The 19,691-nt window shown below is 69.8% G+C and carries 16 protein-coding genes; 10 read left to right on the top strand and 6 right to left on the bottom strand.

Annotated features, from left to right (window positions below; genetic code table 11):
• Positions 1-9: 9 nt before the first annotated feature.
• Entirely contained in the window at positions 10-1,221 is a 1,212-nt protein-coding gene (locus tag ACIRD7_RS34710; RefSeq protein ID WP_403459790.1) for a pyridoxal phosphate-dependent aminotransferase, read from the bottom strand.
• Between the two features lie 126 nt (positions 1,222-1,347).
• Between ACIRD7_RS34710 and ACIRD7_RS34715 the strand changes: the two genes are divergently transcribed.
• Complete coding sequence (locus ACIRD7_RS34715) at positions 1,348-2,049, top strand: hypothetical protein (protein WP_403459791.1); 702 nt, start codon at positions 1,348-1,350, stop codon at positions 2,047-2,049.
• Positions 2,050-2,097: 48 nt separating this feature from the next.
• Here the strand turns inward: ACIRD7_RS34715 and ACIRD7_RS34720 are convergent, their stop codons facing one another.
• Positions 2,098-4,098: a glycosyltransferase gene (locus ACIRD7_RS34720; RefSeq protein WP_403459792.1), complete on the bottom strand. Its 2,001-nt coding sequence runs from the start codon at positions 4,096-4,098 to the stop codon at positions 2,098-2,100.
• Between the two features lie 355 nt (positions 4,099-4,453).
• Between ACIRD7_RS34720 and ACIRD7_RS34725 the strand changes: the two genes are divergently transcribed.
• Complete coding sequence (locus ACIRD7_RS34725; protein ID WP_403459793.1) at positions 4,454-5,383, top strand: serine protease; 930 nt, start codon at positions 4,454-4,456, stop codon at positions 5,381-5,383.
• A gap of 24 nt (positions 5,384-5,407) precedes the next feature.
• Here the strand turns inward: ACIRD7_RS34725 and ACIRD7_RS34730 are convergent, their stop codons facing one another.
• Both ACIRD7_RS34730 and ACIRD7_RS34735 read right to left on the bottom strand, forming a co-directional pair.
• Entirely contained in the window at positions 5,408-7,018 is a 1,611-nt protein-coding gene (locus tag ACIRD7_RS34730) for an amidohydrolase family protein (protein WP_403459794.1), read from the bottom strand.
• Positions 7,019-7,038: 20 nt separating this feature from the next.
• Positions 7,039-8,310 carry an amino acid deaminase gene (locus tag ACIRD7_RS34735; RefSeq protein ID WP_403459795.1) on the bottom strand — a complete coding sequence of 424 codons (1,272 nt, stop codon included), beginning with the start codon at positions 8,308-8,310 and terminating at the stop codon, positions 7,039-7,041.
• 138 nt (positions 8,311-8,448) lie between these two features.
• On the opposite strand from ACIRD7_RS34735, the gene ACIRD7_RS34740 reads away from it, so the two are divergent.
• From ACIRD7_RS34740 to ACIRD7_RS34760, 5 genes are all read left to right on the top strand, one after another.
• Positions 8,449-9,600 (top strand): sugar kinase, encoded by a 1,152-nt coding sequence (locus ACIRD7_RS34740; RefSeq protein WP_403459796.1) that lies wholly within the window; start codon positions 8,449-8,451, stop codon positions 9,598-9,600.
• On the top strand, positions 9,597-10,358 hold the full coding sequence (locus ACIRD7_RS34745; RefSeq protein WP_403459797.1) for an IclR family transcriptional regulator: 762 nt from the start codon (positions 9,597-9,599) through the stop codon (positions 10,356-10,358). Before ACIRD7_RS34740 ends, ACIRD7_RS34745 begins: the two co-directional genes overlap by 4 nt.
• Complete coding sequence (locus ACIRD7_RS34750; protein WP_403459799.1) at positions 10,355-10,765, top strand: RidA family protein; 411 nt, start codon at positions 10,355-10,357, stop codon at positions 10,763-10,765. Before ACIRD7_RS34745 ends, ACIRD7_RS34750 begins: the two co-directional genes overlap by 4 nt.
• Positions 10,766-10,879: 114 nt before the next feature.
• Positions 10,880-12,358 carry a GntP family permease gene (locus tag ACIRD7_RS34755; protein ID WP_403459801.1) on the top strand — a complete coding sequence of 493 codons (1,479 nt, stop codon included), beginning with the start codon at positions 10,880-10,882 and terminating at the stop codon, positions 12,356-12,358.
• A gap of 54 nt (positions 12,359-12,412) precedes the next feature.
• A complete protein-coding gene (locus ACIRD7_RS34760) occupies positions 12,413-12,958 on the top strand; it encodes a hypothetical protein (RefSeq protein WP_403459802.1) in 546 nt (181 codons plus the stop codon).
• Here ACIRD7_RS34760 and ACIRD7_RS34765 read toward each other — a convergent pair whose 3' ends face one another.
• Positions 12,959-14,308, bottom strand: a complete 1,350-nt coding sequence (locus tag ACIRD7_RS34765; protein WP_403459803.1) for a M14 family metallopeptidase — start codon at positions 14,306-14,308, stop codon at positions 12,959-12,961.
• Positions 14,309-14,660: 352 nt separating this feature from the next.
• On the opposite strand from ACIRD7_RS34765, the gene ACIRD7_RS34770 reads away from it, so the two are divergent.
• The 3 genes from ACIRD7_RS34770 (at position 14,661) to ACIRD7_RS34780 (ending at position 18,270) form a co-directional block, all read left to right on the top strand.
• Complete coding sequence (locus tag ACIRD7_RS34770) at positions 14,661-15,983, top strand: Nramp family divalent metal transporter (protein WP_403459804.1); 1,323 nt, start codon at positions 14,661-14,663, stop codon at positions 15,981-15,983.
• Positions 15,984-16,051: 68 nt separating this feature from the next.
• Entirely contained in the window at positions 16,052-16,480 is a 429-nt protein-coding gene (locus ACIRD7_RS34775) for a hypothetical protein (RefSeq protein ID WP_403459805.1), read from the top strand.
• Positions 16,481-16,644: 164 nt separating this feature from the next.
• Positions 16,645-18,270: a glycosyltransferase family 2 protein gene (locus ACIRD7_RS34780; protein ID WP_403459806.1), complete on the top strand. Its 1,626-nt coding sequence runs from the start codon at positions 16,645-16,647 to the stop codon at positions 18,268-18,270.
• 274 nt (positions 18,271-18,544) lie between these two features.
• Here the strand turns inward: ACIRD7_RS34780 and ACIRD7_RS34785 are convergent, their stop codons facing one another.
• A complete protein-coding gene (locus ACIRD7_RS34785; protein WP_403459807.1) occupies positions 18,545-19,588 on the bottom strand; it encodes a glycoside hydrolase family 5 protein in 1,044 nt (347 codons plus the stop codon).
• Positions 19,589-19,691 lie beyond the last annotated feature (103 nt).

The raw sequence follows: 19,691 nt of genomic DNA on the forward strand, positions 1-19,691 counted from the left end.
CACGCAGGGTCACGGCTGGCTGTACCCGTCGAGGAACCGCCCGATCCGCCCCACCGCGTCCCGCAGATCCGTGACCGTCGGCAGGGTCACCACGCGGAAGTGATCCGACTCGGGCCAGTTGAACCCGCTGCCCTGCACGACCATGATCTTCTCGCGCCGCAGCAGGTCCAGGACCATCTGCCGGTCGTCCTTGATCTTGAAGACCTTGGGGTCGAGGCGCGGGAAGAGATACAGCGCCCCCTTCGGCCGTACGCAGGTCACCCCGGGGATCTGCGTCAGCAGCTCGTAGGCGACATCCATCTGCTCCTTCAGCCGCCCGCCCGGCAGCACCAGGTCGTTGATGGTCTGCCGCCCGCTGAGTGCGGCCACGACCCCGTGCTGACCTGGCATGTTCGCGCACAGCCGCATGTTCGCGAGGATGGTGAGGCCCTCGATGTAGGAGTCGGCGTGGGCGCGCGGGCCCGAGATCGACATCCAGCCCACCCGGTAGCCGGCGACGCGGTACGCCTTCGACATGCCGTTGAAGGTGAGCGTGAGCAGGTCGGGGGCGACGGCGGCGGTCGGGGTGTGGGTGGCGTCGTCGTACAGGATCTTGTCGTAGATCTCGTCGGAGCAGACGAGGAGGTTGTGCCGCCGGGCGATGTCCGTCAGCCCGCGGAGCATGGCCTTGTCGTACACGGCCCCCGTCGGGTTGTTGGGGTTGATGATGACGATGGCCTTGGTGCGGTCGGTGACCTTGCGCTCGATGTCGGCGAGGTCGGGCATCCAGTCGGCCTGCTCGTCGCACCGGTAGTGGACGGCGGTGCCGCCGGACAGTGACACGGCGGCGGTCCACAGGGGGTAGTCCGGGGCCGGGACCAGCACCTCGTCCCCGTCGTCGAGCAGCCCCTGCATCGCCATGACGATCAGCTCGGAGACGCCGTTGCCGACGAAGACGTGCTCGACGTCGGTCTCGATGCCCAGGGTCTGGTTGTGCATGACGACGGCCCGGCGTGCGGCCAGCAGGCCCTTCGCGTCGCCGTAGCCATGGGCCGACGACACGTTGCGGAGGATGTCCTCCAGGATCTCGGGCGGACACTCGAAGCCGAACGCCGCCGGGTTGCCGGTGTTCAGCTTGAGGATCCGATGCCCCGCCGACTCGAGCCGCATCGCCTCCTCGAGCACCGGGCCCCGGATCTCGTAACAGACGTTGGCGAGCTTCGTCGACTGGATCACCTGCATGTCCAGGAGCTTACGGCCCGGTAAAGCCGCTTGGGCCGTGTTTTCCGACACGTGAGACGCGGGGGTTTGGGCTGTTATCGCCGGTAGCTGTCCCAGGGGCCCCTCCCGTCTCTACAATGCGCCCTCATGTCCAGGCCACCTGAGCAGCAGAACGGGACGCACGGCGCCGGAGAGGCGAGTGGTCCGCCCGGTGTGTACGGCACCCCCGGCGTGGCGGCGGACGGCGACCGGCAGATGCCGCCGAACGTGTACCACCCGCAGCAGGCACAGACCCCCGCGTACGACGAGTACGCCGATCCGGCGGTGGCCCACGGCTGGCAGAACGCCTACGACGAGACGGCGGAGCTGCCCCGGTTCGTGAACGCCACCGGCCGGCGCGCGCATCGCCGCAAGCGGCGCGGCGGGGACTCCCGGCGGGTGGGTGCCCTGGCGGGCGCGGTGGGGGCGGTGTCGGTGGCGGCGGTGCTGGGCGGCTGGTTCGCCCTGTCCGGCTCCTCGTCGGACGGCACCCCGCAGGGCGGGCACAGCCGCACGGCCCCGACGACCGACGACCCGGCGAATCCGACCGGCTCCAGGGAGGGCGGCTCGGGCGTGTCCGCCTCGTCCGGCGCCGCCGACTCCGCGGGCACACGGGCCCCGGAAACCCCGGACACCTCGGCTAGCCCCTCCGCGACCCGGGAAGAGGGGACCGACAGCCCCTCCCCGACCCCGAGCAGCAGTTCCGCGACGCCCTCCCCGGCCCCGACGGCGACCACGTCGACGCCGGCCGACGGTGACGACGACGACAAGCCGGGGCGGGGACAGGGGAGCACGAAGGGCCCCAAGTAGGCCCGACCGCCGGACGGGCGGGGTGGCCGTCCGGCGGAGCCGGGCGGCTCAGCCCTTGACGCGTCGGGTGAGCGCGCGCACGAGATCGGTGCGGGCGACCTGCAACGCGAATCCCTCGCCGCCCTCGGTGGCCGGCTTGGCGTACCAGGGCAGGGCCCGGCGGCGCCACTTGGCCGGCGCGAGCTTCGGGGGGAGCCCGGGCAGGGGGACCGACCAGTCGCCGAGCCGGAGCTCGCCGCGCCACACGCCGGCGGCGAGCTCGGTGACCGGGACGCGGACGACGAAGTCCGTGCCGTGGCCGGGAACCGGGGAGGGCCGGTGGACGGCGGTGCCTCCGCGCCCGTCGTGCAGCGTCACGTTGAGGGCACCCTCCGGATACCCGGCGAGGGTGCACCGGCCGGTGATCTCCAGCTCGGTGGCCGCGCCCGCGGCCCACCCGACCTTCGGCCGGAGCGTCAGCCGCGGCGCCACCGCGTGCTTGCGTTCGCCGATGTCGAGCGTGAAGTTGCCGTGCGGGTGGGTGGTGTAGAGGGTGACGGCCCGCAGGCCCTCGGCGGTGTCGACGACGTGCGTGGCCGCCTTGCCGGACACGTCGTCGGCCCGCTTGCCGCCGATCCGGACCTCGCGGGTGATCCCCTGGGCGCCGATGGCGAGGGAGATGTCCCACAGCCCGTCGCCGAGCGGGCCGCCGTCGGCGGCGGTGGTGATGTCGACGGTGGCCTCGAACCCGGCACGGTCGTACGTGAACCGTCCCTCGTCCTCCTCCGCGCCCGCCCGCGGCGTCGGCGTGTGCAGGACGGGCAGCCGGAACTCCCGCTTGCTGTCGCGCTCGCGCAGCACCAGCGAGGTGGTGACGTCCTCGGTCCCGACGCGGTGGAGATAGCCGTGCCCCGCCAGATGCAGCACGGTGCCGCGCAGGTCGGCGCGGGTGACGTGGTGGCGCACGCCGAGCTGGGCGGTGACGTCGTAGCAGTCGTCGGGGATCGCGCGCGCGGGGTCACGCAGGAAGGGATAGCGGGCGAGTGCCCGGCCGCCGTCCACGAGGACGGGTGTCGACACCTTGGTCCGCACCTGCTCCCGCTCGAACCGCACGAGGTCGAGCAGTTCGTCCAGCATGTGGTGGCGTACCAGGTGCAGCCGCAGGCGGGCCATGGCCGACAGCTGCTCGCTCAGCCCCTCGTGCCAGATCGGCGCGATGGTCTCGGCGAGGCGGGCGAGGGCCTTCTCCTGCTGGACTCGGGGTTCCAGGACCAGGTGGTCGAGGAGCTGGCGGACCTCGACGGTGAGGTGCCGGTGCGCCAGGTGGTCGCGGCCCGGACCGGGCGGCACGTTCTCGAGGATCATGTCGATCACACGCGGCAGGAAGGTCAGCCGGGGCTCGGTGCCGCCGGTGCGCAACGTGATGTTGCCCTCGTCCTCGCGGCGCACCCAGTACAGGCAGTCGTAGGAGGCCAGTACGGAGATGCCCGCGGCCTGGAGGTAGGCGGGGCCGACGAAGAGCTGGTCCTCGCCGATGGACAGATCGGTCGGGAAGCGCAGCCGGTGCCGCTCCAGCAGCTCCCGGCGGAAGAGCTTCATGGGGTTGAGCGTCCAGTACACGCGGGACGAGAAGACGTCGGTCCTCGGCTGGTCGCGCTTGAACATCGAGGTGGGCGCCCCGCGCCCGCCGACGCCGACCACCTTGCCCAGGACGACGTCGGTGCCGTTCTTCTCCGCCATCGCGACCATGCGCTCCAGGGCCTCGGGCCCGAGGTGGTCGTCGGCGTCCAGGAAGAAGACGAACCGTCCGCGGGCGTGTTCGAGACCGGCGTTGCGCGGCGCGGAGGGGCCGCCCGAATTCGCCTGCCGGAAGACGCGCAGCACACCCGGGTACTGGTCGGCCAGCCGGTCAAGTTCCTTGGCCGTGCCGTCCGTCGAGCCGTCGTCGACGACGATGATCTCCAGCTCGCTCAGCCCGATGCTCTGCTCGACGACAGAGGAAATGCAACGCGTCAGATAAGGCATCGCGTTGTACGCGGCGACAATCACCGAGACGGCAGGGGCGGCCATCCTCAAGCTCTCCAAAAGGTACGGGGCAGACCCCGTATTCGGATGGCTGGGAAATTGGCCGAAGGATTGCCGAAGGTGCCATGTGCGGGGAGCAGTTGCCGACAGAGATGTGAAGATATCACGACTTCTCGGTGCTTGAGCGGTGACCCTTTGGCGATCTCATCGCCCTGTCGTGAACGTCCTGCGCCGCCCGCCCGGCACCCCTCACTCGCCGTGATAGGGAATCCCCTACGGCTCGAACCGATCAGTAATCAAGTCCTTGTCCGCACCCCCCTCGTGCGTGACAATGCGCATGACAAAAGTGCGGGTGGCCGGAGATTTTCCGGTCACCCTCCTCGTATGAGGGGACCCCCACATGAGAAAACCGCTCGGCGCCGCCCTCCTCGCCCTGGCGATAGCCGGGGCCGGCGCCGCACCCGCGGCCGCGGCTCCCGTGGACACGGCCCGGTCCTTCGGTAAGAGCGTCGACACCACCTCGGTCACCTCGGTGGTCCAGGACACCGTCACCTCCGCCGCGGCAAGCCTCGGCCAGGTCCTGAACCCCCAGGTCAAGGCCGTCAACTTCGCGGGTACCGTCTCGCTCAGCAACTGCTCCGGCTCGGTGGTCCGGTTCCCGGCCTCCGAGGACAACGACCCGGCGCTGGTGATGTCCAACGGCCACTGTCTGGAGACCGGCATGCCGGGTCCGGGCGAGGTCGTCGTCGACCGGGCCTCCAGCCGGACCTTCGGGCTGCTCAACGCCTCCGGAAGCCGGGTCGGCACCCTGCGCGCCAACAAGATCGCGTACGGGACGATGACCGACACGGACGTGTCGATCTACCAGCTCACCACCACGTACGCGCAGATCAAGAGCTCGTACGGGATCAACGCGCTGACCGTCGCCGACACCCACCCGGTCGCCGGCACGGCCATCACGGTCGCCTCCGGTTACTGGAAGCGGCTGTACAGCTGCAACATCGACGGGTTCGCCTACCGCCTCAAGGAAGGCGACTGGACCTTCAAGGACTCGGTCCGCTACACCTCCGCCTGCAACACCATCGGCGGCACCTCCGGCTCCCCCGTCATCGACCAGGCCACCAACAAGGTCGTCGCCGTCAACAACACCGGCAACGAGGACGGCCAGCGCTGCACGGTCAACAACCCGTGCGAGGTCGACGAGAGCGGCAACGTCACCGTCCGCCAGGGCATCAACTACGCCCAGCAGACCTACCAGATCCCCGCCTGCTTCGGCGTCGACAACAAGCTCGACCTGAGCGCGAGCGGGTGCGTGCTGCCCAAGCCGTAGCGCCTCGCGGCGGGCGGTCCGAAGTCACCGAGCAGTCCGGCGGACCGCCCGCCCCGCCAGTACGTCCGTCCTGCGCCCGTCCTCGATCACGAAGCGGCCGTCGACGAGCACGTACGGAATACCGGAGGGGAGCCTCCTCGGCTCCTCGAACGTCGAACCCGCCGCCACCGTCTCCGCGTCGAACAGCACCAGGTCCGCCCGGTAGCCCTCGCGGACCAGGCCCCGGTCCGGCAGCCGCAGCCGTGCCGCCGGGCGCGAGGTCAGATGGGCGACGCACTCCTCCAGGGACAGGACTCCCAACTCCCGCACGTAGTGGCCGAGGTAGTGGGGGAACGTGCCGTACGCCCTCGGGTGCGGCTTCGTGCCCTGCAGGATGCCGTCCGAGCCGCCCGTGTGGACGCGGTGCCGCATGATCGTGCGCACGTTCTCCTCGTGGCCGACGTGCTGGAGGATCGTCGAGCCCAGCCGGTCCTGAAGGAGCAGACGCCGGGCCGTCACCCAGGGGGCCTCGCCACGCGCGTCCGCCGACTGCCGGACCGTGCGGCCGACATGGTCCCCGAGGGCCGGGTCGGTCACGCCCGAGATCTCGATCGTGTCCCACTCGATGGGCACGCCGTGGCAGCCGTCGGCGCCTGTCACCTCCATGTGGTGGCGGATCCGTTCGGCGGTGTCGTCGTCCGACAGCCGGGCCAGGACCGCCTCCGGGCCGCCCTCGCTCGCCCAGCTCGGCAGCATGGCGACGAGGGTCGTGCAGCCGGGCGTGTAGGGATAGGTGTCCAGGCTGATGTCGGCACCTTCGGCGAGCGCCTTGTCCAGCAGGGACAGCAGCTCCGGCGCCCGGCCCTCGTTCACACCGAAGTTCATGGTGGCGTGAGCGAGATGGAGCGCACAGCCCGCCTCCCGCGTCAGGGCCACCATCTCCTCGTACGCCTCCAGCGCACCGGCCCCGTAGGAGCGGTGGTGCGGGCAGTAGTAGCCGCCGTACTCCGCCACCACCCTGCACAGCTCGGTCAGTTCGGCGTCCTTGGCGTACATGCCCGGCGTGTACGTCAGCCCCGACGACAGGCCGACGGCGCCCTGCTCCAGGCCCTCCGCGACCAGCTGCCGCATCCGGTCGAGCTCGTCCGGCGTCGCCTCCCGGTCCTCCCAGCCCACCGCGAGCGCGCGGACCGTGCCCTGCGGGATGAGATACGCCGCGTTGACCGCGATGCCGCGGTCCAGGCGGTCCAGGTACTCGCCGACCGTGCGCCAGTCGAAGTCGATGTCGTCGCCGGAGCCGTTCCAGCCGGTGATCGCGCGGCGGACCTCGGCGAGCGTGCGGTCGTCGACGGGGGCGTACGAGAGGCCGTCCTGGCCGATGACCTCCAGGGTGACGCCCTGCGCGGCCTTCGCGCTGTGGTCGGGGTCCCGCAGCAGCGCCAGGTCGCTGTGGGCGTGCATGTCGATGAAGCCGGGGGAGAGGACGAGGCCCTCCGCGTCCAGCTCCCGGCGCGCCTTGGGCCGTTGGCAGCCGGCCGCGGCCGCTTCCTGCACGATCGACACGATCCGGCCGCCGTCCACGACCACGTCGGCGCGGTACGAGGGGCCGCCGCCGCCGTCGACGACCTCCGCGTCCCGGATGACCAGCTCTTCCACGACCGTCACCTTCCCTGTGCCTAGAAGAACGTGCGGATGTAGTCGACGACCGTCCCGTCCGCCTCGGCGACCGGGATCAGCTGCCACTTGTCGAACGACGTGCACGGGTGCGACAGCCCCATGCCGAGCCAGTCCCCGACCTCCAGATCCGCCTCCTCGGTCGTGCGCAGCCACGCGTGCTGGTCGGACAGTGCGGTCACGGAGATGCCGGTGGCCGGGCGCTCGGCGCCGTCGCGGCGGACCACCTGGGCGAACGGCAGATCGAGGTCGTACGCCGCGTCCCGCTTGCCCGCGTTGACGAAGGCCTGCTCGGGGGAAGGGCGGGAGACGACCTGGGCCCACAGCCGGAAGGCGGGTTCGAGGGCGCCCTCCTGCGGGACCCGGTTGAAGGGCGTCAGCTTGCGGTAGTGGCCGTCGTCGTGCGAGACGTAGGCGCCCGAGCGCAGCAACTTCAGCACCGGCACGGAGAGTTCGGGGATCTCGGCGAAGACGTCCGCGACCGCGTCGAACCAGGCGCTGCCGCCCGCGCTGACGACGATCTCCTCCAGCCCCGCGAACCGGCCCGCCTTGTCGAACTCCGCGGCCAGCGAGACCAGCCGGCGCAGCCAGGCGTGCACCCGCTCGGGGGTGGCCTGCGGCACCTCGCCCTCGTAGCCGGCGACGCCGGCCAGCCGCAGCGTGGACACGGCGGCGACGACGTCGGCGACGGCGGCGCACTCCGCCTCCGTGCGCACGCCGGTGCGCGCGCCCTCGCCGGCGGCCAGCTCGACGACGACGTCCAGCGGGCGGGTGGCCCCGGCGTCGCGAAGCGCGGCGTCCATCTGCTCCACGCCGCGCACGGAGTCGACGTAACAGATGAGGCGGAAGGCGGGATCGGCGGTGAGCTCGGCCGCGATCCAGTGCAGGGCCGCCGCGTCCACCAGCTCGTTCGCCAGGAAGACCCGCTCGGTGCCGTACGCCCGTGCCACCCGCACCTGGTGCGGCACGGCGAGCGTGATGCCCCACGCCCCGTGCTCGATCTGCCGGTGGAACAGCTGGGGCGCCATGGAGGTCTTGCCGTGTGGGGCGAAGGCGAGGCCGTGGCGGGCGGCGTAGGTCTCCATGAGGTCGAGGTTGTGCTCCAGGCGCTCGGCGGAGAGCGCGAGCACCGGGGTGGCGAACCCGCCGGTGAAGAGGTTGCGGCGCTGGGCCGCCAGCTCCGCGACGGTCAGGCCGTCGGCGTCCGGGGGGAGGCCCTTGAAGCGGTGGTCGACGCGTTCCTCGGCCAGGCGGGCGAGCGCCTCGTTGCTCATGGAACCTCCCTGATCTGCGGCGTTGCAGAAACTGCAACGTCCATTGCGTATATCGCTTACCGCTGTCTAACATCTCGGCCAACCGCGGGTCAACGGAGCCGCCGGTCCACCCGCACAAGGCCTGGAGCTACGACGATCGTGACCCTCACCGGACCCCGCAATGCCCCCGACGGCGTGGACGTCGTCGCGCTCGGCGAGTCCATGGTCACGTTCCTGCCCACCCGCCCCGGGCGGCTCGCCGACGTGCCGTCCTTCGAGCGGGGGATCGGGGGCGCGGAGTCCAACGTCGCGTGCGCACTGGCTGCCGCCGGCCACCGCACGAGGTGGGTCAGCCGAGTCGGCGCCGACGGGTTCGGCGACCACCTCGTCGAGGCGATCGGGAGGTACGGCGTCGATGTCGCGTCCGTGCGGCGGGATCCGATGCGTCCCACGGGCGTGTACTTCCGCACGGCCGGGGACAGGGGCACGGACGCGCACGAGGTGGCGTACTACCGGGCGGGGTCGGCGGCTTCGGCGATGTCCGTGGCCAACCTGGACCTTGGGGTGGTGCGGTCGGGACGGGTGCTGCATCTGTCGGGGATCACCGCGGCACTGTCGGACGGGTGCCTGGAGCTGATGCGGGAGTTGACGGCTCCGGGGAAGGGCCGTCCGCTGATCTCCTTCGACGTGAACCATCGGCCGGGATTGTGGCGTGACGCGGACGGCCCGCAGGTGCTCCTCGAGCTGGCGCGAAGGGCCGACATCGTGTTCGTGGGTCAAGACGAGGCGGAGGAGGCCTGGGGGGTCACGGGTGGGCCGACAGCGATCCGGGGAGTGCTGCCGGAGCCGGGGGTGCTGGTGGTGAAGCAGGGGGCGCGAGGGGCAACGCTGTTCCACCGAACCGCGGGCATGCGTGCCGCCCGGGGCGGCACGGGTGGGCGCGGCGGCACCCCACAGGCGCCGGACCGCGCGACCCACCCCCAAGCGACGACGCCGGGTACCTCGGGACCAACGGCGTTCGTCCCCGCCCCCCACGTCCACATCGCGGCGGCGACGGGCGCCGGCGACGCCTTCGCCGCCGGATTCCTCTCCGCCACCCTCCGCGGCCTGCCCCCGCGCGACCGGCTGCGGCACGGCCACCTCTGGGCCGCCGCCGCCCTCACCGCCCCCGGCGACCTCGCCGCACCCCCCGCCCGCGACACCGCCGACCGCCTGGCCGCCCTCGACGACGCCGGGTGGGAGAAACTTCGACTCGGCCCCGGCTGGACGCAAGCCATCGAACGGGCCGACGAGGAGGTACGTACGCCATGAGCCAGACCGTCGACCGCGCGCTCAGCATCCTGCCGCTGCTCGCCGAGGGCCCCGCCGACCTCGGCCAGGTCGCCGACCGCCTGGGCGTCCACAAGTCCACCGCGCTGCGGCTGCTGCGCACCCTGCACGAGCACGGCCTCGTCTACCGCCAGTCCGACCAGCGCTACCGCCTCGGCGCCCGGCTCATCGCCCTCGCCCAGGAGGCGATGGAGAACCTCGACATCCGCGAGATCGCCCATCCCCACCTGGCACGGCTGAACGAGCAGTGCGGGCACACCGTCCACCTCGCCGTGTACGAGGAGGACGAGGTGCTGTACATCGACAAGGTCGAGAGCCGCTACCCCGTGCGAATGTACTCGCGCATCGGCAAGCCCGTCGCCATCACCGTCGCCGCCGTCGCGAAGCTCCTCCTCGCCGACCGGCCCGAGCACGAGCGCCGCGCCCTCGCCGAGAAGCTCGACTACCCCATGTACACGGCCCGTTCGACGCCGAATCCGGATGCCTTCCTCAAGGAGCTGGCCAAGGTGCGCGAACAGGGCTGGGCCACCGACCTCGGCGGCCACGAGGAGTCCATCAACTGCGTGGCCGCACCGATCCGCGGTGCCGACGGCCGCGTCGTCGCCGCGATGTCGGTCTCCGCGCCGAACGTCGTCGTCACCGCCGACGAACTCCTCACCCTGCTCCCGCTGGTGCGCCGTACGGCGGACGCCATCAGCGGCGAGTACTCCGGCAGAACCTCAGCGAAGGGCACCGTATGACCGACAAGACCGCACTCACCCCGAAGACCCACACCACGCCGCCCGCGAAGTTCTCGCACGGCGTGAAGAAGGGGAACATCCTTCAGGTCGCGGGTCAGGTCGGCTTCCTGCCGGCCGAGGAGGGCAAGCCCCCCACGCCCGCCGGTCCCACCCTGCGCGAGCAGACCCTCCAGACCCTCGCCAACGTCAAGGCGATCCTGGAGGAGGGCGGCTCCTCCTGGGACGACGCGATGATGATCCGCGTCTATCTGACGGACGTCGCGCACTTCGCCGAGATGAACGAGATCTACAACGCCTACTTCGAGGAGCAGGGGCTGACCCAGCCGCCCGCCGCCCGCACGACCGTCTACGTCGGTCTGCCGGCGGGGCTGCTCATCGAGATCGACGCGCTGGCCGTCCTCGGCTGACGCCTCCTCAACCCCCCGCACCCGCACACGGCATGGCGGCCCGCAACCCCCTGGGCGCCATGCCGCGATCCCCCCTGCCCGAAAGCTTCATGTACTTACGCAGAGGACCCCCAAATGCCCCATCCGCTCGCCGCGGCCGCAGCCCCCGAGACCCCACCCCACACCGGCGGCCTGCTCCTCCTGATCGACGGTACGGCCGGTCTCCTCACCGTCGCCGCCCTCGGCATCGCCCTTCTGCTCTTCCTGATCATCAAGACGCGCCTCCAGCCGTTCGTGGCGCTCCTCGCGGTCTCCATAGTCGTCGGCCTGATGGCCGGTCTCTCCGTCACCGAACTCTTCGGCACCGTCCAGCGCTCGGACGCCGTGTCCACCATCGAGTCCGGCATGGGCGGCATCCTCGGCCATGTCGCGATCATCATCGGCCTGGGCACCATGCTCGGCGCGATCCTCGAAGTCAGCGGCGGCGCCGAGGTGCTGGCGTCCCGCCTGCTCCACCTCTTCGGCGAGAAGCGCGCCCCCCTCGCGATGGGCCTCACCGGCCTGATCTTCGGCATCCCGGTCTTCTTCGACGTCGGCATCTTCGTCCTCGCGCCGCTCGTGTACGCCGCCGCCAAGCGCTCCGGCAAGTCCGTCCTGCTGTACTGCCTGCCGCTGCTGGCGGGCCTGTCCATGACCCACGCCTTCCTGCCCCCGCACCCCGGACCGGTCGCGGCGGCCGGACTGCTCCATGTCGAGCTCGGCTGGGTCATCCTCATGGGCGTCGTCTGCGGTATCCCGGCGGTGCTGGCCGCGTGGGTGTTCTCGGCCTGGATCGGCAAGCGCATCTTCGTCGCCGTGCCGCAGGACATGGTCGAGGCGGCGGCCGAGGCGAAGCTCGCCGTCATCAACGAGCAGCGGGAGTCCGGAGTCGAGCCGCAGGAGAAGCCGGTGCCGCTCGGCACGGTCCTCGGCATCATCGGTACGCCGCTGGTGCTGATCCTGGCCGCGACGTTCTCCTCGATCGCCCTCGACCCCTCCACCACCCGCTCGGTGATCGAGTTCTTCGGCAACCCGTTCGTGGCCCTGACGATCGCCCTGCTGCTCGCCTACTACCTGCTCGGCATCCGCCGCGGCTGGTCCCGCAAGTCCCTTGAGACGGTGTCGACGTCCTCCCTGAAGCCCGTCGGCAACATCCTGCTGGTCGTCGGCGCGGGCGGCGTCTTCGGCGCCGTCCTCAAGGCCAGCGGCGTCGCCCAGGCGCTCTCCGACACCTTCAACGACGTCGGGCTCCCGGTGATCGTCCTGGCGTACCTGATCTCGCTGGTGCTGCGGGTCGCCCAGGGCTCCGCGACGGTCGCGATCGTCACGACGGCCGGAATCGTCGCCCCGCTGCTCACCGGGGGCGACCACTCCCAGGCCTTCGTCGCGCTGGTCATCATGGCGATCTCGGCGGGCTCGATCTTCGCCTCGCACGTCAACGACGGCGGCTTCTGGATCGTGGCGAAGTACTTCGGCATCACCGAACGGGACACGTTGAAGACGTGGACCGTGCTGGAGAGTGTCCTGTCGGTGGCCGGGTTCGTGGTGGCCGCGGTGTTGAGCCTCTTCGTATAACGATGCGGGGGCTGGTTGTGCGGGACACAGGGTTGTCGACCATACTGCTCGGCTGTGGAGCAGCGCATAGGTTCAGGCAGCCAGCCCCTGGAGGGCGCCGGGTTCGACCCGGCCTTCATCCCCGGGCTCACCTCGCCCGCGTCGAAGAAGGAGGACGCGGCCGAGGAGGGCGTCGTCGAGGAGACGGTCCTCGAGAGAGCCGAGGAGCCCGAGGCGAAGGCCGATGACGAGACCGGCGAGAAGCCCGACGCCCGGGACGACGACGGCGATGACGAGCCGTCGGCCGACGCAGGCGATGACGAGGCGCCGGCCGACGGGCCCGTCTTCGAGGCCGCCGACCGCCGGGCCCGGATCGTCGCCGACCACAAGGGCGTAAGGCTCACCCTGGACGACCAGGAGTGCGAGTTCCGCTGGGACGAGATCGGCGCGCTGGAGACCGAGTCCCCGCGCTTCGGCAAGCGCTACACCGTCACGGTGCACACTCCTGACCGCCGCTGGTACCCGATCGAGATCGAGGCGACGGCCAGGAGCCGCTTCAAGGAGTGGGACGAGCAGCTGGACGCGGTCCTCGACGCCTACTTCGAGGACGACGCCGAGTAACTACCCGCAGTACTGGGCCTCCTTGCCGATGGACCGGTACATGCAGTCGGCGTTCTCCAGCAGCTGCAGGACCGCATCCCTGTTCCGGGACGTCTCCCGCTCGATGACCTCGTCGGGCGGGTAGAAGCCCCCGCCGCCGGACCTCGGGTACATCTCGAAGGTGTACGCGAAGATCTTCTGGTTGCCCCACAGCCAGTCGTCGATCGACCCGTCGGTGATGTACAGGTCGCTGGCCTGCTCCGGCGTGTAGCCGTTGCTCGCGGCCATCTTGCCGCCGACCGCCGCGAAGGCGCCTCGGTCGTCGGCCGTCATGCCGGCCGCGGTGTCGGAGTACGTGTACCCGTACGGCCACAGCACCAGCTCGCTGTAGGTATGGAAGTCGATCCCGGCCGTGATCTGCTGCTTGCCGCCGACGACCCGGCTGCGCACGAAGTTCGCGACCACCTTGACCTCGGGCGCCGACTCGGCGGACGTGCCCCGGTAGGTGTCCGAGGACGTCGACCCCGAGGAACCGCCGCAGCAGCCCCACCGATAGGCCCAGTTCCGGTTGAGGTCGGTCCCGACGTACGACGAACCGGAGTTGGGCTGCCGGTTCTTGCGCCACGACCGGTAGGAGCCGGTGGCGATGTCGTACTCGCCGCCGTCCGGGTTGAGGTCGGGCACGATCCAGATCTCCCGGTTGTTCACCATGCCGGTGACGCGGGAGTCGCTGCCGTAGTCGGAGGTCAGCTCGCGCAGCAAGTACAGCGCCATCTCGACGGTGAGGTGCTCACGGGCGTGCTGGTGATGGGTGAACAGGACCTCGGGCTCGGCCTCGTCGGTGCCGACGTTGTCGCTGATCTTGATGGCGGTGATGTTCCGGCCCTGGTACGACGTGCCGATGACGCGCTGGCTCGCGATCGAGGAGTTGGCCGAGACGATCGAGTTGATCTCGCTCGTCATCTCCGCGTAGTTGTGGTAGCGCGAATCGCCTGACGGGAAGTCGTAGAGGCGGATGTCGTCCTCGCCGGCGGACCGGTCCGGGACCGCGCCGAGCGGGGTGACGTCGTAGCCGAGCGAGCGCAGCTTCTTGATCTGGTCCGCGCGGCCGGAGACGACGACACCGTGGTCGTCGGCCGCGTCCACGCTCACTCCGGCCTGCTGAAGTGCCGTGCGGTCCTTGGCGGTCGAGTGCGTGCGCACCTCGTACTGCCGGATGTCGTCGGTGGACGACGCCGCCTTGGCGGAGCTGTCGGCGTTGGCGGAGACGTTCGCCGAGAGGGGTGCCGCGAGGGCGAGGGCGAGCAGGGCGGCGAGGGCGGCGGTTCGTCTGCCGCTCCCGGCGCCTGAGCCGCGGATGCGAAGTCGCATGAATTCTCCTTGTGGGAGTGGGGGGTGGGGTTCAGTGCGACGTACGTGCGTGGTGCGGGCGTGGGGCTCATCGTGCGGTGGTGGCATGGACAGGTCAAGGGTGAAAGGCGTACCGGTGGCCTGAACCATCCGAAAATCAGCCGCGCAGTGTACGCGTCCGGCCTCCGCGCGGAGCGGCCTGAGGGCAAGTCCACCCGGCGGTGTGATCAGGAGGTGCGGGAGGGCGTGGGGCCGGGAAGTGTGGTGACCCGCGCAAGGGGGAGCGGTGGGAGCGGCGGCGTGGTGGGGACCGGCGCACCCGCCGCCTCCCGCCCCCTTGTCGGCTCGGCCGCTTTACGGTTTCTTGATCTGCATGGCGGACACCACAGGTAACCCCACGTCCACTGAGGCATCCTCCGGCAGTAACCCCCCACCAGGTAAGTCCCGTTGGCGGTACATCGGGCCCGGCATCGTCGTCGCCGCGACCGGCGTCGGAGCCGGCGACCTGGTCGCCACCCTCATCGCGGGCAGCAACTTCGGCTACACCCTGCTGTGGGCCGCGATCATCGGCTGCCTGGTGAAGATCTCCCTCGCCGAGGCGGCGGGGCGCTGGCATCTGTCCACCGGCCGCACCCTCTTCGACGGCTGGGCCAGCCTCGGCCGCTGGACCACGTACTTCTTCGTCGTCTACGTCGTGATCTGGGGCTTCGTCTACGGCGCGGCCGCGATGTCGTCCAGCGCGCTGCCGCTGCAGGCGCTGTTCCCGGACGTGATGGACCTCGAGTGGTGGGCCATCGCGTGCGGTCTGGTCGGCCTGGTCTTCGTCTGGTTCAACAAGTACGCCGTCTTCGAGAAGGTCATGACGGTCCTGGTCGGCGTCATGTTCGTGGTGACGGTGTACCTCGCGGTCCGCGTCACGCCGAACCTCGGCGACGCCTTCGCCGGCCTGCTGCCCGTCCTGCCCGACGAGAAGGACTCCATCCTCAACACCCTCGGCCTGATCGGCGGGGTCGGCGGCACCATCACCCTTGCCGCGTACGGCTACTGGGTCAACGCCAAGGGCTGGACGAACACCGGCTGGATGAAGGTGATGCGGCTCGACAACCGCGTCGCCTACGCCACCACCGGCGTCTTCGTGATCGCGATGCTCTTCGTCGGCGCGGAGCTGCTGCATTCGGCGAACATCGCCATCGCGAGCGGCGACAAGGGCCTGCTCCAGCTCAGCGACATCCTGGAGGCGGAGTACGGCACCGCCACGGCCAAGTTCTTCCTGATCGGCTTCTTCGCCACCTCCTTCACCTCCCTGATCGGCGTCTGGCACGGCGTCAGCCTGATGTTCGCCGACTTCGTCGCCCGCTTCCGGGGGCAGGGCGAGCGGAAGGGCGAGGAGGTCGCCTCCGGCACCCGCGAACGCTCCTGGCCGTTCCGCGCCTATCTGCTGTGGCTGACCTTCCCGCCCATCGTCCTGCTCTTCCAGGGCGAACCCTTCCGCCTGATCATTCTCTACGGCGTCCTGGGCGCGGCCTTCCTGCCGTTCCTCGCCGGCACCCTGATGTGGCTCCTGAACTCCTCGCGCACCCCGCGTCCATGGCGCAACGGGCCGGTGAGCAACGTGATGCTCGCGATCGCGGGCCTGCTGTTCCTGGTGCTGTGCGTGAAGCAGGTCTGGGACCAGCCGTGGTCGGAGTTCTTCTAGGGCAGGGAGAATGTCTCCTCGCAAGCCCGAGAAATCCCCAGCGAGCACAAGGACCCAGGACCCCACGGATGACCGAGCAGCCGCCCCCACCCGGTCCGGGCTTCGGCCCACCCCCACCGCAGTACGCGCCCGCGCCCCCGGCGCAACCGCCGTACGGCTACGCGCCCGTGCCGAACGGCTACGCCCCGGTCCCGCCCCAGCCCGCTCCGGCACCGGCAGGCCCGGAGTTCCTGGCCGTCGACAAGCGCAACGCGGTCGTCGTCGACGCCTCCGGTGTCGTCTTCGAGCTGTCCGGTCTCACGGCCGAGTTCCGCTGGCCCGAGATCCGCGGCGTCCACTACAAGGCGAGCCCCGACGGCAAGGCCCTGATGGTCGCCGTGGTCCACGTCGACGGCCGGTTCTACGAGTGCGTGGTGGAGGCCAGGCCCCGGGCGCGGCTGCAGGAGTGGTTCCCCCAGCTGGCCTGGGTGCTCGGCCACTACCGTCCGATGGGGTGAGGGAGGCCGCATTCAGGCGAGGACAGCAGCGGACGGCGAGGGGCGATCCATCGCGCCGCATCCTTCCTTCGTGCATCCAATGCGGCAATCGGACTATCTGAACATTCAAGACATGCCTGGGCTGGCAGTGATGGGAGGCGGACACCACACTCAAGGAGCACGAGATGAGCCGGACGACGGCCCCCCGGCGGACAGCCCCATCCCGGAACGCGACCCGCCTGCTTCCCCAGCCCCCGGACAGCGAGGAGAAGTACTCCTACGTGAGGCGTCACCTCTGGGTACTCACCGCCGCCTCGATCATCAGCATGATCTGTCTCGTCGTCAGCCAGTTCAGGCTGATCCACTCGACACCGTGGCTGATCGTCCTGCTGCCGTGCCTGGTCTTCACCGTCGTCTACTACGTGACCTCCCTGCGGGTGAACGCCTTCACCGCCGACTTCGATCTGGAGGCGCATCGCCGACTGGTCCAGGCCTGGAGCCCGAAGGAGTACCCGACGGTCGCGATCTTCCTGCCGGTGTGCGGGGAGCCCATCGACGTGCTGGAGAACACCTGGACACATGTGCGCCGACTTGCCGACCGATACCCCGGCAGGTCCATGCCGTACGTACTCGACGACTCCGCCGACCCGTCGCTCGCCGCCATGGCCGAGAAGTTCGGTTTCGACTACGCGAGCCGGCCCAACCGAGGCTGGTTCAAGAAGGCCGGCAACCTGCACTTCGGGCTGAGCATCTCCGACGAGGAGTATGTCCTCATCCTCGACGCCGACTTCGCCCCTCGCACGGACCTGCTGGCGGAGCTGTTGCCGTACATGGAGCGGGACCCGAGGATCGGCATCGTCCAGTCACCGCAGTATTTCCGCGTGCTCGACCGGCAGACTTGGGTCGAGCGGGGCGCGGGTGCCGTACAGGAACTGTTCTACCGGGCGGTCCAGATCTCCCGTCAGCGCTATGGCGGCGCCATCTGTGTGGGCAGCTGTGCCGTGTACCGGCGCACCGCGCTCGAGGCCAACGGCGGAACCACGTTGATCGAGCACTCGGAGGACGTGCACACAGGCTTCGACCTACGGCGTCTGGGCTGGGATCTGCACTATGTGCCGATCCCCCTCGCCACCGGCAACTGCCCTGACAACGTGAGCGCCTTCTACCACCAGCAATACCGCTGGTGTTCGGGATCCATGAGCCTGCTGGGCAGCAGGAAGTTCTGGGAAGCAAAGCTCAGGTTCACCACCCGGCTCTGCTACGTCTCCGGCTTCCTCTACTACGTCCACACGGCGCTCTTCACCTTCGTGGCACCGCTGATCCCGATCACCCTCCTGCTGGCCATGCCCCAAACGGTCAAGGTCGAGTACATGCTGCCGGTCCTGCCCAGCGTCATCTACACGGTGTTGATCTTCCCGTGGTGGCACAAGTGCCCCTATCGGCTCGAGGCCTGGGCCGTGCGCCTGATGTACGGCTGGGCGCACGCGTTCGCGATCTGGGACGCCGTATGGGGCAGGCGCCAGTCCTGGCGGCCCACCGGCTCGGCCGCCGCGGGCCGGGACACAAACCGGCGTTTCTGGAACGGTGTCCGGGTCTGGAGCGGCGGTACGGCGCTCGTGTGGGTGGGCGCCGCGATCTGGCGGACGCTCACCCTGTACCCGCCGGATTTCGGCCTGGTGCTGTGCTCCGGACTGTTCTACGCGGCCATCGTGGGCCGTGTCCTCGTCCCGCCCCGGGCCACCTGCGAAGCAGCCGTTCCGGCCGTCGCGCGGAGCAAGGGGGAGGTCCTCAGAACCGGGACCCTCGGCTGAGCTCCACGCGGAGCACACGGTCCGCGTCCTTGTCGGTTTGGAGTGCTCCCCCGACGTAGGCCGTCCGGGCCGAACTTGTAACCGGTGAGCTTGGAGCCGTCGAAGGTCAGCCGGGCGATGGGGATGCTCGCTTTCACCCCTCTTGGCACCGGATCGCGTGACCCGGAGAATCCTGCGAGAGTCCCGTTCACTGATCAGCGCCGCGGCCACGGCGCAGGCCGTGATTGAGTGAGAAAGCTGATGACGAGGCATTGCATGAGGAGCGGTCAGCTACTCAGCCCCTGATCCGCTCCCTGACCCAGACACCGGAGGGTTTGAGAACGCCGGTTCCGGAGAACTTGCCCGCGCGGCAAGCGCCCTTCTTGTAGACCGAGAGGTCGTCGGCGTTGTCGGCGAGACTCCACTTCGTCCAGCCGATTTGCCGCCTCGCCATCAGGTCGACCCATTTCTGTGCCTTGGCGAAGTCATTGCCCCAGCCTGTCCACGACGCGGTGCCCCACTCCGTGACGAAGACGGGGAGCTTGGCGGACACGCGCTCCAGGGCCGAGTAGAAGGGGTCTCCTGCCGCCGACGCGTAAAAGTGGAAGGTGTACATGACGTTGCCGACGCGCAAGGGGTCCGCGACGACGTCCCGCTCGTCGGAACCCAGCGCCACGCCGAACGTGGCCCATGCGGGAGTGGGGACAAGGATCACAGCGTCGGGAGCGCGGGACCGAATCACCGGAATGACGGCCTCCGCGTAACGCTTGACGGTCGCCCAGGGCACGTGGTGAGGCTCATTGGCGATCTCGTAGATCACATTGCGCTTGTGCTTATGACGTTCGGCGAGTTGCCTGAAGAACGCGCGGGCTTTGTCCAGGTCCTGGAAAGGGTCACCCGGATGAATCGTGTGCCAGTCGACGATGACGTACATTCCACGTGCGGTCGCCATATCGATGAGTCGGCTTGCCAGTTCGGTGAACTTCCGCGGATCCGACGCATATCCGCCCTCTCGCGCATAAGTCGAGACGCGCAGCACACTCGCCCTCCAGTCGTAGGCGAGGGCGTCGAGGGCGGGGCCGGTCAGGCAGTGGGCGTACCACTGCGTGCCGTGCGTGCTCATGCCCTTCAGTTGGACGGGCTTCCCGGATTCCGAGCACAGCCGCGTTCCGCAGACGCGGACCTTGCCGTACATCTGGACGGGAGACCTGGCTCTGACCCCTGCGCCCGCGTCATCGCCGTACGCCGTGTTCGAGGAGAGAAGACCGAGCGTCGCTGCCAGGGCCAGGGCCAGGGAGGACCGGGTGGTCCAACGTTTGCCGGACGTGTGGGCGCGCATCTCTGCCTCCAGTTTTGTGAGAGAGAATTCAGAGGCATATATGACGATAAGAGCTGTCATTCGTATGCTGCGCCCACACGCTTCGCCCGCACGCCAGGGGAGG

It is taken from the genome of Streptomyces sp. NPDC093568, assembly GCF_044764945.1.
GTDB lineage: Bacteria > Actinomycetota > Actinomycetes > Streptomycetales > Streptomycetaceae > Streptomyces.

What these genes read in the sequence shown, in the direction of transcription:
- ACIRD7_RS34710 (WP_403459790.1), bottom strand. Translation starts at nt 1,221, where the DNA reads ATGCAGGTGATCCAGTCGACGAAGCTCGCCAACGTCTGTTACGAGATC.
- ACIRD7_RS34715 (WP_403459791.1), top strand. Translation starts at nt 1,348, where the DNA reads ATGTCCAGGCCACCTGAGCAGCAGAACGGGACGCACGGCGCCGGAGAG.
- ACIRD7_RS34720 (WP_403459792.1), bottom strand. Translation starts at nt 4,098, where the DNA reads ATGGCCGCCCCTGCCGTCTCGGTGATTGTCGCCGCGTACAACGCGATG.
- ACIRD7_RS34725 (WP_403459793.1), top strand. Translation starts at nt 4,454, where the DNA reads ATGAGAAAACCGCTCGGCGCCGCCCTCCTCGCCCTGGCGATAGCCGGG.
- ACIRD7_RS34735 (WP_403459795.1), bottom strand. Translation starts at nt 8,310, where the DNA reads ATGAGCAACGAGGCGCTCGCCCGCCTGGCCGAGGAACGCGTCGACCAC.
- ACIRD7_RS34745 (WP_403459797.1), top strand. Translation starts at nt 9,597, where the DNA reads ATGAGCCAGACCGTCGACCGCGCGCTCAGCATCCTGCCGCTGCTCGCC.
- ACIRD7_RS34750 (WP_403459799.1), top strand. Translation starts at nt 10,355, where the DNA reads ATGACCGACAAGACCGCACTCACCCCGAAGACCCACACCACGCCGCCC.
- ACIRD7_RS34755 (WP_403459801.1), top strand. Translation starts at nt 10,880, where the DNA reads ATGCCCCATCCGCTCGCCGCGGCCGCAGCCCCCGAGACCCCACCCCAC.
- ACIRD7_RS34765 (WP_403459803.1), bottom strand. Translation starts at nt 14,308, where the DNA reads ATGCGACTTCGCATCCGCGGCTCAGGCGCCGGGAGCGGCAGACGAACC.
- ACIRD7_RS34770 (WP_403459804.1), top strand. Translation starts at nt 14,661, where the DNA reads ATGGCGGACACCACAGGTAACCCCACGTCCACTGAGGCATCCTCCGGC.
- ACIRD7_RS34775 (WP_403459805.1), top strand. Translation starts at nt 16,052, where the DNA reads ATGACCGAGCAGCCGCCCCCACCCGGTCCGGGCTTCGGCCCACCCCCA.
- ACIRD7_RS34780 (WP_403459806.1), top strand. Translation starts at nt 16,645, where the DNA reads ATGAGCCGGACGACGGCCCCCCGGCGGACAGCCCCATCCCGGAACGCG.
- ACIRD7_RS34785 (WP_403459807.1), bottom strand. Translation starts at nt 19,588, where the DNA reads ATGCGCGCCCACACGTCCGGCAAACGTTGGACCACCCGGTCCTCCCTG.